This is a genomic window from Olivibacter sp. SA151 (assembly GCF_054130995.1).
In genome coordinates this window covers 2996027-3011746 of record NZ_CP096391.1, presented here as the reverse complement: position 1 = coordinate 3011746, position 15720 = coordinate 2996027, and the positions used below count along the sequence as shown (strand labels likewise).

10 protein-coding genes and 1 tRNA gene are annotated in these 15720 nt (G+C 38.8%); 6 read left to right on the top strand and 5 right to left on the bottom strand.

The genetic code is table 11. The annotated features are described in order from the left end of the window. Window positions 1-93: 93 nt before the first annotated feature. Window positions 94-798: a LytR/AlgR family response regulator transcription factor gene (locus tag M1D52_RS12315; protein WP_437392694.1), complete on the bottom strand. Its 705-nt coding sequence runs from the start codon at window positions 796-798 to the stop codon at window positions 94-96. Further along, window positions 795-1538, bottom strand: coding sequence for a sensor histidine kinase (locus M1D52_RS12310; RefSeq protein WP_437392693.1), 744 nt, complete (start codon window positions 1536-1538; stop codon window positions 795-797). Before M1D52_RS12310 ends, M1D52_RS12315 begins: the two co-directional genes overlap by 4 nt. A gap of 307 nt (window positions 1539-1845) precedes the next feature. Here M1D52_RS12310 and purL point away from each other — a divergent pair, with 307 nt between their 5' ends. The 3 genes from purL to M1D52_RS12295 all read left to right on the top strand — a co-directional run bounded on the left by purL (window position 1846) and on the right by M1D52_RS12295 (window position 9054). Continuing rightward, window positions 1846-5505, top strand: coding sequence for a phosphoribosylformylglycinamidine synthase (purL, locus tag M1D52_RS12305; protein ID WP_437392692.1), 3660 nt, complete (start codon window positions 1846-1848; stop codon window positions 5503-5505). Between the two features lie 698 nt (window positions 5506-6203). Beyond that, window positions 6204-8633: a TonB-dependent receptor domain-containing protein gene (locus M1D52_RS12300; protein WP_437392691.1), complete on the top strand. Its 2430-nt coding sequence runs from the start codon at window positions 6204-6206 to the stop codon at window positions 8631-8633. A 175-nt stretch (window positions 8634-8808) separates the two neighbouring features. Then, a complete protein-coding gene (locus tag M1D52_RS12295) occupies window positions 8809-9054 on the top strand; it encodes a hypothetical protein (protein ID WP_457941738.1) in 246 nt (81 codons plus the stop codon). A gap of 14 nt (window positions 9055-9068) precedes the next feature. On the opposite strand, the gene M1D52_RS12290 is transcribed toward M1D52_RS12295, so the two are convergent. After that, complete coding sequence (locus M1D52_RS12290; protein WP_437392689.1) at window positions 9069-9245, bottom strand: DUF6496 domain-containing protein; 177 nt, start codon at window positions 9243-9245, stop codon at window positions 9069-9071. A 249-nt stretch (window positions 9246-9494) separates the two neighbouring features. On the opposite strand from M1D52_RS12290, the gene M1D52_RS12285 reads away from it, so the two are divergent. From M1D52_RS12285 to M1D52_RS12275, 3 genes are all read left to right on the top strand, one after another. After that, on the top strand, window positions 9495-10685 hold the full coding sequence (locus M1D52_RS12285) for an ATP-binding protein (RefSeq protein WP_437392688.1): 1191 nt from the start codon (window positions 9495-9497) through the stop codon (window positions 10683-10685). A 69-nt stretch (window positions 10686-10754) separates the two neighbouring features. After that, window positions 10755-11078: a hypothetical protein gene (locus M1D52_RS12280; RefSeq protein WP_437392687.1), complete on the top strand. Its 324-nt coding sequence runs from the start codon at window positions 10755-10757 to the stop codon at window positions 11076-11078. Window positions 11079-11287: 209 nt separating this feature from the next. Next, window positions 11288-11363 (top strand) — tRNA-Gly (locus tag M1D52_RS12275). Window positions 11364-11390: 27 nt separating this feature from the next. Here the strand turns inward: M1D52_RS12275 and M1D52_RS12270 are convergent. Together M1D52_RS12270 and M1D52_RS12265 are read right to left on the bottom strand one after the other, a co-directional pair. Further along, window positions 11391-14456, bottom strand: a complete 3066-nt coding sequence (locus tag M1D52_RS12270; protein WP_437392686.1) for an SbcC/MukB-like Walker B domain-containing protein — start codon at window positions 14454-14456, stop codon at window positions 11391-11393. Then, complete coding sequence (locus M1D52_RS12265; protein ID WP_437392685.1) at window positions 14453-15676, bottom strand: metallophosphoesterase family protein; 1224 nt, start codon at window positions 15674-15676, stop codon at window positions 14453-14455. The genes M1D52_RS12270 and M1D52_RS12265 overlap by 4 nt, the downstream gene beginning before the upstream one ends. Between the last annotated feature and the right edge of the window lie 44 nt (window positions 15677-15720).

Here is a 15720-nt window from a genome sequence, read left to right as displayed (position 1 = left end):
TTAAAGTACTTTTGCGAATTTAGAACTTAGGTATCCTTTATGAAAGTGCTGACAGCCTATTCTGTAACCAACGAGAAATAAAATGTAATAAAGTTAAGCGCCGAACATCGCAAGAAAATCTTTACGATAATGTTCATTCAAGGAGAAGACAAAAGACTTGGATCCTACTAATAGGGTAACCTGATTATGGGTAAAGGCATGTACACACCGAGTGGCAATAATTGTCTGTCGGTTGATGCGCACAAAAGCGTCTCCTGGAAGAAGCTTAACGAGTTGTTCAAATGAAATATTTTTTAACATTATTTCCCTTCCGTCGTCGTAGATCACCCTCTTGTCTCTTTTATCAACTTCAGAGACCACAATAAATGCAATCATTGCAAAGTGTAATAGTATTTTCCCTTTATTGCTGTTCAACTGGACGTACTGGGGAAGCTCTTCCCGTTGGAGGAAATTATATGATTTATCAAAAGCTTTTTTTAATCGATCAAACTGAATAGGTTTTATAATGTAGTCTACAGCATCCAATTCATAGGCTTCAGCGGCAAATTCTTTATAAGCGGTAGTAAATATGATGGCTTTTCCTTTCAGTTTACCGGCCAACTCTATTCCTTTCATTTGCGGCATTTCAATATCGAGGACGCATACATTAAAATCCAGCTGATCAACCTCTTCTAGCATTCGCAAAGGGTTATTAAATGCCTTGACAACTTCAACATTACTAAACCCTTCGCAAATCGATCGCAAGTACCTAAGTGCGGGCAGCTCATCATCCAATAAAATACACCTTAATTCCTTCACAGTATTTTTATTCTTAGTTCGGTAATAAAAATTCCATTATTTATCGATTCCTTACAAGAATACCCTCCTTCGCCGTAAACAGAAGAAAGCCGATCTAAATAGATCGTATTTCCTAATCCTCCCTTCGTATTTAACGGTGCCGGCAAATCATTGATTTTATTAGCTACCTGCAGTACAAACCAGGAATCATTTTCAAAAGAGAAGCTGACGCTTATAAAGGCGTTGTCACTTTGAAGATCGGCATGTTTAAAAGCATTTTCTATAGGATTTATAAATGTCAGCGGTGCGATTACAGCTTGGTTGCAACGGGAATCTCCCTCGTCTATTCTATTCTTTATGCGTATATCGAACAACGGACTCGTTTTTAATCGATTTATCTCAATAAAATTGCGTGCAAACGCTATCTCTTCCTTTATCGTTACTAAACGTCCGTCGGTATCATATAAAATATAATCTAACACGCCTGATAGCTTATCCAAGGCGTAGTAGCTTTGGTAAGCATGTGATTGGATCGCATTCAGAGCATTTCTGAATAGATGAGGATTCAGCTTATACCGAAGCTGCTCTGCATGAACGCCTGTGTATTTTTTTTCAATTTCTTCATACTTCGTCTTTAACCTCAAATTTTCCTCCTTTAATTGCTCCTGGTTTTTCCACAAAAACAATAATACAATAATGGATGCCAGTAGCAAAATGGCTAAACCTATAGTGGAAACCAAATATATTGTATCGGTTATCATGAGTTTCAAAATACACAAATAATAAAAGGCTAATATATTCTATTTCCCGAAAAAATCAGGTGAATAACTAAAAGCAATATTGCATGGAACCGCGACTGTAGATGTAAAAGTGAATTTCTTATCATTTTACATTTTACTTACAAAATGAAAAACGGACAAATTCATGTTTAATTTCCTTTAACTTGATGATTTTATTTCTATTAGAACTTTTTCAGGCTAGAATACTTGCGGGATACGGTTTACTATCTCTTTCTTACATTGCATTTAAAAGCAATTTTGCCTAATTTTGCGGCACGTATAAAACATCATGATTTACTTCTTCAAAAACCCTCACCACACCATTTTTGCTTTACAAATAGAACGGCCAATAACAGCCAATGAAACAGCTAAACTAATATGGCTTTTTGGTGGAGCTGAATTACATATAGGCGAAAGTCTGGAAGGTTCTTTTATCGGCCCTCGAGCTACCATGATAACGCCTTGGAGTACGAATGCAGTGGAGATAACGCAAAATATGGGAATTTCCGATATTCTTCGAATAGAGGAATTTACGGAGGTTAGCCCTGATTTTACTGACTTTGACCACATGCTATTGCAAAAATATAATGGATTAAGTCAAGACATCTTCACGGTTCGTTTAAAACCCGAACCTATATTAGAAGTAGAAGATATAGCAGCCTATAATCAAAAGGAGGGCCTTTCTTTAAGTGATGAGGAGGTTGACTACCTTAATGCGTTGGCTAAAAAACTCGGCAGAAAACTTACGGATTCTGAAGTGTTCGGTTTTTCTCAAGTTAACTCGGAACACTGTCGACATAAAATATTTAATGGTACTTTTATAATTGACGGCGTAGAACAACCGACTTCTTTATTTAAGTTGATCAGAAAAACCTCTGAGAAGAACCCAAATGATATCGTTTCTGCTTATAAGGATAACGTGGCTTTTATAAAGGGGCCTAAATTACAACAATTCGCCCCCCTACGAGCTGATCAACCTGACTATTACGCTATCAAAGAGTTCAACTCAGTCATTTCCCTTAAAGCGGAGACTCATAACTTCCCCACAACCGTTGAACCTTTCAACGGAGCAGCAACAGGCTCTGGAGGCGAAATAAGAGACCGTCTCGCAGGAGGACAGGGTTCTTTGCCGTTGGCCGGAACTGCTGTATATATGACTGCGTTCTCGCGTTTGGAGGAGAATAGACCTTGGGAAAAAGCCATGGAAGAGCGGGATTGGCTTTATCAAACGCCAATGGATATCTTAATAAAAGCATCCAATGGCGCATCTGATTTCGGAAATAAATTCGGCCAACCCCTTATCGCGGGTTCTGTTCTTACTTTTGAACATGAGGAGGATGCTCGTAAGCTAGGTTTCGATAAAGTAATTATGCTGGCTGGGGGAGTTGGATATGGTAAAGAAGAACAATCAAAAAAAATGCAGCCTAGCCCAGGTGATAAAATTGTTGTACTAGGTGGCGAAAACTATCGTATCGGAATGGGCGGTGCAGCAGTTTCTTCAGCTGATACAGGGGCTTTTGGCTCCGGTATTGAATTAAATGCTATTCAACGATCCAACCCGGAAATGCAAAAGAGAGCTGCAAACGCAATTCGTGGCTTAGTTGAGAGCGATCATAACACCATTGTTTCTATACATGATCACGGTGCCGGTGGTCACTTAAATTGTCTTTCCGAGTTAATTGAAAGTACGGGAGGACATATTGATCTAGATCAACTTCCTGTGGGCGATCCTACTTTGTCTGCAAAGGAAATTATCGGCAACGAATCGCAGGAACGTATGGGCTTGGTGATTGCTGAAGAACATCTGCAAATGCTAAAGAAAATTGCCGATCGCGAACGTTCACCAATCTATACAGTAGGCCAGGTCACAGGCGATCACCGTTTTACCATCGCTTCTTCAAGCAATGGATCCAAACCGATGGATTTAGCTTTAAACGATATGTTCGGTAGTTCGCCAAAAACAATTATGGAAGATAAAACCGTAAAAAGGGTATATCGGGATCTTTCCTACAGCGAGACTCATTTGGACCAATACCTTCATCAGTTATTACAACTCGAAGCAGTGGCCTGCAAAGATTGGTTAACAAACAAAGTAGACAGATGTGTGGGTGGACGAGTGGCTAAACAGCAATGTGCGGGTCCTCTTCAATTACCTTTAAACAACTGCGGCGTCATGGCCCTTGACTACCAAGGAAAAGATGGTGTAGCCACATCGGTGGGCCATGCTCCCCTATCTGCGCTAATCAATGCAGCGGCAGGCAGTCGTAATGCGGTAGCTGAATCATTATCCAATATAATTTGGGCACCGCTAAAAGATGGGCTACAAAGTGTTTCGTTGTCCGCAAACTGGATGTGGCCATGTAAAAATGATGGTGAAGATGCTCGTTTGTATGAAGCTGTCAAAGCATGCTCTGATTTTGCCATTGATTTAGGTATCAACATACCAACAGGAAAGGATTCGCTTTCTATGAAGCAAAAATACTCGAATGGCGAAGTAATAGCACCTGGAACAGTTATCATATCTGCAGCTGCGCATTGCGTTGACATCACTGCCGTCGTAGAACCTGTATTGCAAAAAAATAAAGGGGCAATTTATTATATAAACCTTTCCGGAGATAAACCTAAATTGGGCGGATCATCCTTCGCTCAAATTTTAAACTGCATCGGTAACGATACACCTGACATAATTGATCCTAAAGCATTTAAAGAAGGATTCAATGCCGTACAGGAACTTATAAAATCCGGAAAGATATATGCAGGGCATGACATTGGAAGTGGCGGCTTGATCACCACGCTGTTGGAGATGTGCTTTGCCGATCGTCACCTTGGAGCTCAAATTGATTTATCCGCTTTAGAAGAACAAGATAGTATCAAACTTCTGTTTGCAGAGAATGTGGGTGTAGTTTTTCAAGCGGATGAGTCTATTGAACTCGAGTTGAACAATAAAGGGGTGACCTTCCATAAGATCGGTCAGGTAAGCGATCAAGCGGTCTTTGAATTAACAAACAACAGTTCGAAATGGTCCTTTGACATAGATGAACTGCGAGATGTCTGGTTTAGAACTTCTTATCTGCTTGATCAAAAACAAAGTGGTGAGCAAAAGGCTGCCGAGCGTTTCAAAAACTATAAAAATCATATACTGAAATATTCGTTTCCCAAGCATTTTGATGGTAAAAAACCACAAATTGATAATACCAAACCTAGACCAAAAGCTGCAGTGATTCGTGAAAAGGGAAGTAACTCGGAAAGAGAATTGGCTAACGCCATGTATCTAGCTGGTTTTGATGTGAAAGATGTTCATATGACCGACTTAATTTCCGGGCGGGAAAATTTGGAAGACATCCAATTTATTGGTGCTGTCGGAGGCTTCTCCAATTCAGATGTTTTGGGATCGGCAAAGGGCTGGGCGGGAGCGTTTATGTATAACGAAAAAGCCCGAGTTGCACTCGAAAACTTCTTTAAACGTCCGGATACGCTGTCTGTTGGTATTTGTAATGGATGCCAACTCTTTATTGAGCTTGGCCTTATTAATCCCGACCATGAATCTAAACCCAAAATGTTACATAATGACAGCCATAAACACGAGAGCGGATTTACAGCGCTGACAATACAGGAAAATAATTCGGTAATGCTTTCAAGTCTGGCCGGGTCGACTTTGGGGGTATGGATTTCACATGGTGAAGGTAAATTTCAACTTCCATATAGCGAAGACCAATATCATATCGTGGCGAAATACCATTATGAGACGTATCCTGCTAATCCAAATGGCTCTGATTACAATACCGCCATGTTATGTGATAAGTCGGGTAGACATCTTGTAATGATGCCTCATATCGAGCGTTCATTATTTAAGTGGCATTGGGCTCATTATCCAAGTGATAGGAATGACGAAATTTCTCCATGGATAGAAGCGTTCGTCAATGCTAGGAAATGGATTGAACAACATTAACAAAAAGCCCGGCTGCAGAGCCGGGCTTTTTGTTAATGCATATTTACGGACTGACAAATCATGCGGAATATTTATTGCACCTAAAAAGGAGAAAACAAAAGAACGGGTTCTTAACTACACATCAACTGCACGTTTACTGCGATCGGATTGTATAAGTAAAGCCCGTCGATATCAGTACTTTTGATCCAAATCAGAACGTGTCGGATGGCCGAGCGGTTAGGCGGAGCTCCGCAAGAGATCCCAGAGTGGTTCGAATCCACTTCTAACTCCCTTTATAATATATCCCTTGCTTTTCTCACGATGCATATTTAGCGGCGCACAAAGCCATACTATCAGGGGTTCATTTGCTTAAGGCTTATTTTATTTTCGAAAATATGTAATTACTTGCAACGTTTTGGCATTTTCAGCGTCTATAAGTCAGTAAACACACTAAATACGTATAAAAATTAAACCTTACTGATCAATGGAACATCAAAAGAATAAAACAATCCTTTGTCAAAAGCTAAATCGTCCTTTTAGTCTGCAACAACTAATCCTCTAGCACAATCGAAAATTTACCCAATAAAACAGGTCGTTTACCGAGATTTTGAATGCATTTACCTAATTCATCTTCAAGAACATGTATATGATAAATACTTTTGGCAAAAAGAAATTTAGCCATGAATACTCCAAACACACACAAAAAACATTATAAACCAATGCCTTTATTGAGAATCTCTGTACTAACCCTATTTTTTTTCTATTCTTTCATTATCTGCGTGCTGGCACAAGAGAAAGCAAATATTCAAGGAACCGTGAAGGACCAAACAGGTGCACCTGTTGACTTAGCGACAATCATTTTGCTCAGGGCCGCAGATTCATCTTATATACGCTCAGTATTCAGTGACCAGAAAGGTAACTATCAGATACCTGCGGTAGACGAAGGGAAGTATATATTATCTGCATCTATGATCGGCTTCCGCAAGACTTATTTACCTATTGCCATAAGATCCGGACAAAAAACGATACAAGCAGCTTCTTTTGTTCTAATGCCGGAGACAAATGCACTAAAAGAGGTAACTGTTACGGCTAGTACCCCTTCCATCGAACGTAAGGATGGCGCCTTGGTTGTAAATGTCGCTAATACTGCACTAGCAGCAGGTAACAGTGCAATGGATATATTAGAACGATCACCTGGCGTAAGTGTTGACAAAGATGGGAATATAAGCCTCATGGGACGTCAAGGCGTAACAGTTATGATAGATGGGAAACAAACCTATCTATCTGCTGAACAATTAGCTAATATGTTAAAATCGATGGACGGCAATAACGTGCAATCCATTGAATTAAACACCAATCCTTCCGCGAAATATGATGCAGCAGGTACTGCCGGGATTATTAACATCAAATTGAAGAAAAATAATATGGAGGGTACCAATGGAACATTGAGTTTGAGCGGAGGATACGGCCGTACCCATAAGTCGAATAATTCATTGCAAATTAATCACAAAACAGGTAAGGTCAATCTTTTCGGAAATTATAGCTACGTTAACAGCAATTTTAATAACACACTGGAGTTATATAGAATTGTTGGGCAAAGCGCGTCGGCAAAAGTATTCGATCAATTTGCTGATTTCCAAAATGAACGCGCGAGCAGCAGTATAAGGGGTGGTATTGATTATAAAACATCGGAACGGAATACATTAAGCGGTTTATTCTCCGGCTTTTTCTTGCAAGGAAATGATCATTCCACCAGTAACAACCGGATTTCAGATTTAAATGCCCCTCTGGATTCTACACTTACAACGCTAAATCGCGGTCGAAACAAGTATAATAATCTGTCCTTTAACGTTAATAACACGTTTAATATCGATACCAATGGACGTAAACTTGTTGCTGAAGTAGATGTTTCTAGATTCAGCGATAAAACATCCAACTACTATGACAATTATTTTTATAGATCGAACGGTGAGAACTTACGAAGCCCGGAATTCATCTTAAACGATATGCCTTCAATCATCAATATACAGACAGCGAAGATTGATTACACTCATCCGTTAAATTCTAAAAGTAAAATCGAACTGGGAATGAAATACAGCAGCGTGAAAAGTGACAACAACATGGGCTTTTACAATCAGATAAATGGTGACTGGCAAAATAACGAAAATCGCTCGAATCATTTTATATATAAAGAACGGGTTAGCGCTGCTTATGCGATCTACAATCAAACCATTAACAAAACCGAGATTAAAGCTGGTTTACGTGCCGAACATACTTATTCTGACGGTAATTCGATAACGATGAATGTGAGAAATAAACGGAATTATCTAAGTCTCTTTCCAAACATCAGCTTAAATCAACAACTATCTGATAAGCATAGTATAGGCCTGTCCTACAGTCGAAGAATAAATCGGCCAAATTATGGAAACCTCAATCCGTTTTTGTTCTATGTTGACCCTTACAGCTATCAACAAGGAAATCCATTTCTGAACCCGTCATATACAAATTCTTACGAATTAAGCTATACACTTCTAAAGAAATATACGTTAACAGCAGGATACCAGAAAACCAAAGATATGGTTGGAGAAATGATGTACCAAGATGATGAAACTAATATAGTGTATGTAACGAATGAGAATATCGCAAGCGAAAATGTATATTTTGCAAATTTGAATATTCCTTTAGAACTTGGTAAAGTCTGGAGTAGTAACACAAATATTAATGCCATGCATCTCGGTTATAAGGCAGATATTCCTGCCGCGCCTATAGATTTCGGCCAATTCGCCGTACAAGCGAACAGCAATCATACATTCAATGTAACGCAGAGTTTACGTTTCGAAGCTACCCTGCAGTATCGCTCTCCTCTACGGTGGAGCATTTACCAGATCGGCACGTCATGGGGATTAGATCTCGGTGTTAACAAATCATTCTGGAATAAAAAAGCGCAGGTAAAATTTGCAGTTACCGATATATTTAATACACGACCAAACACAGTCAAAACAGACTACTCAAATTTGAATGTCCGTGTTTTCAACACATGGGAAAGTCGCGTAGCCCGGTTGACTTTTACATTTAACTTTGGGAATCAAAAGCTGAAAATATCTGAAAGAAATTTAGATAGCTCAGAGAAAAACCGCGTAGGGAAATAAAAATATTTTCATGTGTGTTTGTGCCGCTGCCGTCGTGAGATGACAGCGGCTTTTGTCATAAACAATATGTGCTGATCAACTAATTGCCTATGATCAATCACAAACATAATGTTAATAAATTACAACAATTAGTTGGGAATTGTTGTTTCCATAAGACAGGTTTTTGAAGAAAGTTATGACATATCAAAAAAAACAACCCGCTATATCAAATATGCAATACACTCGACGTTTATTGCAAAATGGTAAAATCCAACTAGACATTAACGGTCATATTGATAATGAGTACTTCGAAGCGACTGCAATTGTAAGCCAAGCCGATGCTGACAACGGCAAGGTTTTAAATCAATTACTCACAAACCATCTATTGCAAGCAAGAGAAAAAACCATCATGCTGAAAAAAAATAAGGATTCTACTAAATAGTGATGTTGTGAAACTTACTTATTTTTTTTTGGCACTTTAGCGCCTTCTTTTCTCGCTTCCGATAAGCCAATGGCTACAGCCTGTTTTTTTGAAGTGACTTTCTTTCCGCTTCCGCTCTTCAGTTTACCTTCTTTCATTTCATGCATAGTTTCTTCAACCTTCTCACTTGCCTTTTTTGAATACTTTGCCATAATATTGCTTAATTTGTGTATCTAAGAACAAAAGAAAGACTTAGATGTTTCGTATAAAATATAAAAGTTTTAGTAGTTCAAGGATATTGTTCGTTAGAGAGTTATGCGCAGTAATCTAAAGATAAAGTGGCGTAAATAAGAATTCCGTCCTCAGAAAACGCAATTTCGTGTAATTTTTTTTATTAGTAAATAGGATTTATTGATATTAGTAAGTCAGATCAAACCACCTAACGTTGTAAATTAGATTGTATGATACTGGTTTTTGATAGTTTAGCTGAAGCCAAGAATTCTTTAATGAGAATTTTGGAAGCAAATAACCTGCCTGCCCAGGCTGCTATGTCGACGGATGAAACACTGCAACATATCTTCACATATAAATATAAACTCTTAATACTAAGAGCGGACGTTTTTGAGGGTAGCGACGCGCAAGAAGTCTTAAGAGTAATGAATAATAACCCGAATGCAAAAGACACTCCCGTTCTGTTGATTACTCCGTCATCAATCGAACAGAAAATTGAGTTCGAAACGTATACTGGATTATGGCTGGATTGTCTCTTTGGGGATTACAGTACGGATTTCTTGATTTTTAAAATTAAATCCATTCAAGACAGACAAGAATATATTGCAGGATTGTACCATGATAACAGATTCTTAAAGGAGGAGCTTCAGAAAACAAAAATGACCGAAGCCGCCAAAGAAGAATTTATCAGTATTGCGGGACATGAACTTAGTACGCCAATTACTTCTATAAATGCCTACCTACAATTGGCATTACGTAACGCTAACAGTCAAAACATCGAACAAACCATACAGCTATTATCTAAGGGCCTGAACCAAATCAATAAATTGAACCGTCTTGCAAAAGACCTTCTGGACTCTTCCAGATTACAAGCGGGAAAAATGGAGTATAATTTTGCTGTGTTTAATTGTCGGGATTTTCTAAGGCAAACGATAGAAAATGTCAGACATAGTTACCCTGATAGGCAGATTAACGTCAATTGTAATACAAAAGTATGGCTGGAAGGTGATCAGGAAAGACTAGAACAGGTGCTGACTAATTATTTAACAAATGCGCTTAAATACTCGCCTACTAGTACCGAAGTCCTTGTTTATACCGAGATTATCGATAAGAAATGGCTAAAGGTATGTGTGAAAGACCGTGGACAAGGTATTCCCAGAGAGAAGCAACCATATATATTTCATAAATACTATAGAGTGAGTGATGAGAAGCATAAACACCAAGGTTTAGGAATGGGTCTGTTTATTTGCGCACAAATTATTTCTCATCATAAGGGTAAATTCGGACTAGAAAGTGAACCTGGGAAAGGTTCAATTTTTTATTTTATGTTACCTATAAAAGCTACGAAAGAGAAAACCGAAGGACTTACCACAAGCTTTCCAAAAAGAAGTGCATTTTCTTCTTCTAATTTAAATAAGTAATGAAAACACCGAAAGTCCGTATCATCCTTCCCGAATATCTCTCCTATCCAAACCTCGCGCCATAAAACGATGGTAGAACGAATACTTCATTATCACTCATTTACCATACGCGTAGGTTATGAGCCTGGACTTATTCATATTACAAACAATATCAACCTATGGCGTTTTTTGGATAGTAATGTAAGAGAGAGAACGGAATGGTTAGCCAATGCCATACAACAGGATTATGAATCTATTTATGGGAGCCCTCTTAAAATAAAGCGAAAATCTTTTCTTATGGAAATCTGGGGTCATTTATATTTCGAGTATTACCTTCTAAAACTGACACATTTTTTGGTATTAATCATCAATCAACAACACTACAACACCTGTTACAACGTTCGGCATCGATAGATTGCGGCGAAAGTGCACAAGATAATAACCGCTTTATATGGGATTTCTTGGCATTGTTTTTTAAATTGTTCACCTATTTCCTTCCAAATAGTATATCCTCAGAAGGCCTGAAGAAATAAAGGCCTGTATCAGTGAATGCTGTAAAAAGGCCAATTTTTTCACTTACCGCTTGCAAAGAATATTTATCTATCTTATATTTGTTTCCCCATGCGAAAATAGCTCAGTTGGTAGAGCGCAACCTTGCCAAGGTTGAGGTCGCGAGTTCGAACCTCGTTTTTCGCTCCAAAGGATCATGCTTCGGTGTGATCCTTTTTATTTAATTTCCCAACTTCCACTTATTTGAGTGCCCGTAAAAGGATCATTTTTAACCTTTAGATAAACATCTATTTCCTGCTGTAACTCCTCTACGTGAGAAATAACCCCCACAATTCTATTTTCGTTTCGTAATGTTTTCAACGTATCAAACGCCACTGCCAATGATTCCCGATCTAAAGAACCAAAGCCTTCATCTAAAAAGAAAAAATTCTGCTTGGATCGATTTTGTTGTTGTACAGATTCCGCAAGAGCTAAGGCTAGCGATAATGAAGCCTGAAAAGTTTGGCCGCCGGACAAGGTCTTGGCTAATCTGGTTTTACCATCATTTAAATAATCTCTTACCTGAAATTCATTTTTATCGGTTACCTCCAGTCGCAATTGCTGTTGTGTAAGCTTATAAAAACGCTTGTTCGCTGCCTCACATAATTGTTGTAAGTAAACCGTGGATATATAACTAACAAAGCCACTTCCTTTAAATAGGCTTTTAAGAATAGTCAGGTTATCTGCTCGATGCCGTAAACGCGCCAAATCGTCTTCTAGTTGTTGTTTTTCTTCTAGTTGCTTTAGAAGCCTATCGTAATCTGCTTTGGCAGCAGCATATTTCTCTTGTTCTTGATTGAATCGATCCCTGAGCACTTCATAAGTGCTTAATGACCTTAGAAACAGCTCCTCATCGTAAACTTTATCGCTAGCCTCCGTAGCTAACTTGGTATATTGTTCTTTCGCATTATATAATTGCTGGAAGAATAAGTCTACACTGCTTCGGACCTCTTCTACAGCAATTGCTAGATTTAATATATTTTTAACTTCATGCAAACTGCCATACTTCGATTTACTTAAAGAACCTCGTAACTGATCAGTAATAAAGTCCAGACGTTCCTGCTCGGCAGCTAAGTTTTCATTGACTGCCTGAAATCTTGCTTCCAACGATACTTTTAGCTGTTGCTCCTCCTGTACCAAAGCTTGAAGTTGCTCGTATTGATTGACAATAGTTTTACTTTCACTATCTATATCTAAAATACTGTTTTCCAGATAGTTTTTATCATATTGATAAACTTCGTCTTCAGATAAGTTGTGAAGTTGTTTCGTGAGCATATTTAAGGCCCCAACCTTTACTCGTTCTTCTGCTACTATTTTTTGTATTCCGATTTCATATTGATCTCTATCTATTTCTGCTTTTTTCAAAATGGCATCATTTTCATTAATCTCCAGTTCCAGTCGTTCCAACTCTTTTTCTGCGGTTTTGTGTTCTTCAAGTAACCGATCAATAGTGCGGGCATCGTCTCTACCGCAAGTAGATTCCCAAATAAAGGATTGTAAATGCACTTGTAATGCCTGTTCGTCTGATTCGGCCCTAAAAAGGAGTTCGTCCCGACTCTTAAGAATGGTGGCTTTTTTTCCATCTAATATTTCAAGCTGGCGTATAAGCCCCTGCACGAGATTCCGTTCGTCCTTGAGATGTACAGATTTAGCATTTAATTGTTGGAGCTGATTTTCCACATCCTCTAAGACCATAACTTGAGGGTGCTCCAATGCTCCACAAAGCGGACAAGCTTCACCTCGCTGCAAGGCCGCGACAAAATCACCTAATTTAACTTGCATCCGGGCATGCGCAATTTCATTTGAAAGCTTATCGAGCTCAAAATCAATGGTCTTTATGCGTGCGTCTAATGATTCTTTATGATTTTGGATCGGAGTAGTTACCCCAACAAGTAAGTCGTCGATGGTACTTTCAAGTTGCTTTAAAGTTGCAGTTATATCATCAAGTGCTAATTGGCTTGTTTTTTTGTTTTTTTCTAAATGCTCGCGGGAAGTAAACCAATTTTTTATCTGCGATAAGGTGTTCAAATCCAGCTTTTCATTCCGTTTCTTTTTTAGTTTTTCTCGAAGCGCTAAGGCTATTTTTTCTCGATATATCTTCTCCTGCTGCGCTTTATGGACAAATTCTTTCCCCTTGATAATTCGTCCACTTAAGTGATCGATATCTTCTTTTAACTGCAATATTTGCAAAGCAGTCCGATAATCGTTACGCTTTTGATTAAGGAGCTCAAGTGATTGATATTTCAACGTGATATTGGCAAGTTCTTGCTGTTGCTCCATCAGTAATGTTTCGCAGTTTTTGAGCTTATACTGATATTCTTTCAAGCTTTCTTTTCGCTTTTCTATTCCTGTTGCCAGCTCTTCCGCTCGTTGTATATTTACCTTAAAATAACGTTCGCAGTATTCATAATCACTCAATTGCTGTTTCAACTGCTGATATTCCGATGACTTAAGATGCAACTGCTTATAGGAGTTTTCAGCAGTTTTTAAGTCCTCAAATAATCGTTTCAATATCTCCTGCTCTTTTAGGTCGCTTTCTCTCTGTTGAAGCTCGGCCTTCATTGTCGAGACTTCTGCTGCCAAGCTTTGCAATTTTTGCAAAGCGAGACCAACATAAGTTTCATTTATTCCTTCAAAAACAGATAAACGTCCTTTTAGACGTTGGGTCACTTCGTTGTTCTTTCGCTCTAAAGAGGCGGTCTGTTGAAAAAAATCATATTTGTCCAGCTGAAAAATATCTTTGAGCATCTCCGTTCGGGCTTTATCTGTCAGCTGTAAGAACTCTTGAAATTTGCCTTGTGGAATAATAATGGTACGTCTAAAGTTCTCGTAACTAAGTCCCAATAAAGGTGTCGCAGTTGTTACCTCCAAAGGTTGCCACATACCATTTTCAAACTTATAAGCAGACCGATCGAAAGTATTTACTTTCTCAAATTTCTTGCCATGGCGTTTCCCTTTAACGATAAATCGATACTGCTTTTCGTCGAAGTTGCTGAACACAAAATCAATGAGCAACTCATCCGATTTCAAGTTCATCATGTTATAGTTTCTATCGTCCCGGGTGCTCAGTCGTTCGGTTTCTCCATACAAAGCAAAAGCAATCGCCTCCAAAACCGATGATTTGCCTGAGCCTACGGAACCGAAAATGCCGAATAATTGTCCCTCAATTAGTCGAGCGAAATTAATCGTTTGCTCCTTTTGATAGGAAAAAAGTCCCTTTATAGTTAATGAAATTGGAATCATTCGTCTATCTGCTCTGCTCTTACTTCTGTAAATAGTTTTAACAAGTCCTCATTTGGTTGCTGTTTGTTCCTGAAGCTAAAATACTGGATAAATAATTCTTCGACTGACTGACTTAAATCGATTGTTCTAGTCTCATCAGCTACATTTCCTTTGTTTTTTACTTCAGGAATGATAGTAACGATGCCGTCATGGGCCTGTAGAAGTTGCTTTCGGTCTTCTGCATTCATGAAATCTTCGCTTACCATTGTCAATTCAATCCAGGCAGGACCGCAGTGGTGCAACCATTCAAGAGCCTCTGATATACTTTCGAAACGTTTTTTATATAGTGGTTTTCCTGCTGTTAGTGGCAATTGCCGGAAATCTACTGATCTGGCTGGCTCAGCTTCTATCGACACTACATTTTTCTGTTGACCCGCTTCAGCAAAGCTATAACTTAATAAACTACTGCTATACACAATAGGCATGCGAGCTTTATCTATTTCCTGATATCGATGTAAATGCCCTAATGCCACATATTGTAAACTCTCCGGTATATTTTCGCTATAGACAGCCTGTGCACCACCAATGTGCAGTATAGGTTTTTCATCGATGGGTTCTTCGGGGGGGACTTCTCCCCTCTTCATAACGAAGAGGTGTGCCATTAATATATTTACGCCAAATTTGTCGCAATACTTTGTTGCCAGCTGCTCCCAATGGGCTTCCAAAATACTTCTCAATTCTTTCTCCTCATTATCCACACCCAAAAATGTTCTCAATCGATATTCGTTAGCGTAAGGCATTAACAGCAAACGAAGCGGATAATCGTATTTCGGAACCTTTATCTCGAGGAAGCCAGGTTCACTCTTAGTAATACAAAAGCCACCACACAATTCACCTACAGCGATTGTGGCCTGTGGATAACCGACGAACACAATCCCGCATTCACGAGCCAATACATCGGGGGCATCTATTCTATCGGGCGAATCATGATTACCAGCGATGGCAATAACAACTCGTTCACCATTCTTTGCCAATCTTTTCAAACTTCTATATAAAAGCTCCACGGCTTCAACGGCCGGGTTAAAAGCGTCAAATAAGTCTCCGGCGACTAACACAACATCTATTTCCTCTTCGTCTGCCAGGGCAATTAGCTCATCCAATACAGCGCGCTGCTCCTCTAGCCTTGAATACTTGTCTAATCTCTTACCTAAATGCCAATCGGCAGTATGGAGTATTTTCATAAGTCCATTATAGTTAATATAAGCAAAAAACGGAATTTTTTTTT

Excerpts from the sequence above, each read along its gene's own strand:
- purL (WP_437392692.1), top strand. The coding sequence starts at position 1,846 with ATGATTTACTTCTTCAAAAACCCTCACCACACCATTTTTGCTTTACAA.
- M1D52_RS12265 (WP_437392685.1), bottom strand. The coding sequence starts at position 15,676 with ATGAAAATACTCCATACTGCCGATTGGCATTTAGGTAAGAGATTAGAC.
- M1D52_RS12285 (WP_437392688.1), top strand. The coding sequence starts at position 9,495 with ATGATACTGGTTTTTGATAGTTTAGCTGAAGCCAAGAATTCTTTAATG.
- M1D52_RS12295 (WP_457941738.1), top strand. The coding sequence starts at position 8,809 with ATGACATATCAAAAAAAACAACCCGCTATATCAAATATGCAATACACT.
- M1D52_RS12290 (WP_437392689.1), bottom strand. The coding sequence starts at position 9,245 with ATGGCAAAGTATTCAAAAAAGGCAAGTGAGAAGGTTGAAGAAACTATG.
- M1D52_RS12280 (WP_437392687.1), top strand. The coding sequence starts at position 10,755 with ATGGTAGAACGAATACTTCATTATCACTCATTTACCATACGCGTAGGT.
- M1D52_RS12270 (WP_437392686.1), bottom strand. The coding sequence starts at position 14,456 with ATGATTCCAATTTCATTAACTATAAAGGGACTTTTTTCCTATCAAAAG.
- M1D52_RS12300 (WP_437392691.1), top strand. The coding sequence starts at position 6,204 with ATGCCTTTATTGAGAATCTCTGTACTAACCCTATTTTTTTTCTATTCT.
- M1D52_RS12310 (WP_437392693.1), bottom strand. The coding sequence starts at position 1,538 with ATGATAACCGATACAATATATTTGGTTTCCACTATAGGTTTAGCCATT.